Source organism: Allobacillus sp. SKP2-8, assembly GCF_007559355.1.
In the GTDB taxonomy this organism is placed as follows: Bacteria; Bacillota; Bacilli; order Bacillales; family Alkalibacillaceae; genus Allobacillus; species Allobacillus halotolerans.
Genome location: NZ_VMHF01000036.1, coordinates 3,759 through 4,804, shown reverse-complemented (window position 1 = coordinate 4,804; position 1,046 = coordinate 3,759). Strand labels below are relative to the sequence as shown.

Here is a 1,046-nt window from a genome sequence, read left to right as displayed (position 1 = left end):
CTGAAGCTGCGGGAATTAACACTGAAGCCGTGCGAATTAACACTGAAGCGACGCGGGTTAACACTGAAGCTGCACGAATTAACCCTGAAGCGACGAGAATTAACACTGAAGCGACGCGGGTTAACACTGAAGGCCCGTGACCAAACATCGAAAACGACCGCTTTTATGTTTCAAGTTCCGTACATTACTTCATGTAACTGGAAGGATATGTTTAAATCGCCGTCATAGCGGGGATATTTCCTATAGAAGAAGTGAGAGAAGTTGCGTTTTAAAGGAGTTTTCAAATGTTGACTAAAAATAGTTCATTTTTACTGACAAAGGATGATTTTGAACAAGCCGATCACTTACCGGATTGGCTGTTACGAGAATATAAAACGTTTAGTGAAACTGTTACAGATCCTACATTCCCATGTTTTTTCGGTATGACGGCTCAGCGTAGAGGTGAGCTTCGTTATTCTTACATTGAGCATGATAAATGGGATCATTTATCTGAAGCCGTAGAAAGCTTTCTAAGTCTCTTCACACCGGAAAATAAAACGAGACATGGTTTATTCATTTTTGTGGAGCCTGAGTCTGAAGAAAAATCAATCGACTATTATCGATCGTATTTCTGGGACATTCTGCAATATTTACATGAACAAGACCGTTTCGATTGGCCAGCTGGCGCGCCGAAAGACCCTGAACATTATTTATGGGATTTCCATTTTGCAGGCGAGCCAATATTCGCGTTCGGTAATGCGCCCGCTTATAAGCAGAGAAAAACTAGAGACCTTGGCAATAGTCTCGTCTTAGGTTTCCAGCCACGCAAGATTTTTGAAGGGCTCGAAGGTACAGAAAAAGGCGGCATCATGTCCCGTGAAAAAGTCCGTGCCCGCGTTGAAGCTTGGGATGGTCTTCCAAAACACCCGGATATCAGTCATTTCGGTGACCCTGATCATAATGAGTGGAAGCAATTCTTTATTGGCGATGACATTGAACCGATTAAAGGAAAATGTCCTTTCCACCATAAAGATAGCTAACAATAAAAATCGCGGAAAGAGAAAGCT

1 protein-coding gene is annotated in these 1,046 nt (G+C 42.5%); it reads left to right on the top strand.

From position 1 onward, the window contains the following. Positions 1–284 precede the first annotated feature (284 nt). Entirely contained in the window at positions 285–1,019 is a 735-nt protein-coding gene (locus tag FPQ10_RS12755) for a YqcI/YcgG family protein (protein WP_144163877.1), read from the top strand. The last annotated feature ends 27 nt before the right edge of the window (positions 1,020–1,046 follow it).

Bases quoted from the DNA above. Each gene is read 5' to 3' on its own strand.
- FPQ10_RS12755 (WP_144163877.1), top strand. From the start codon at position 285: ATGTTGACTAAAAATAGTTCATTTTTACTGACAAAGGATGATTTTGAA.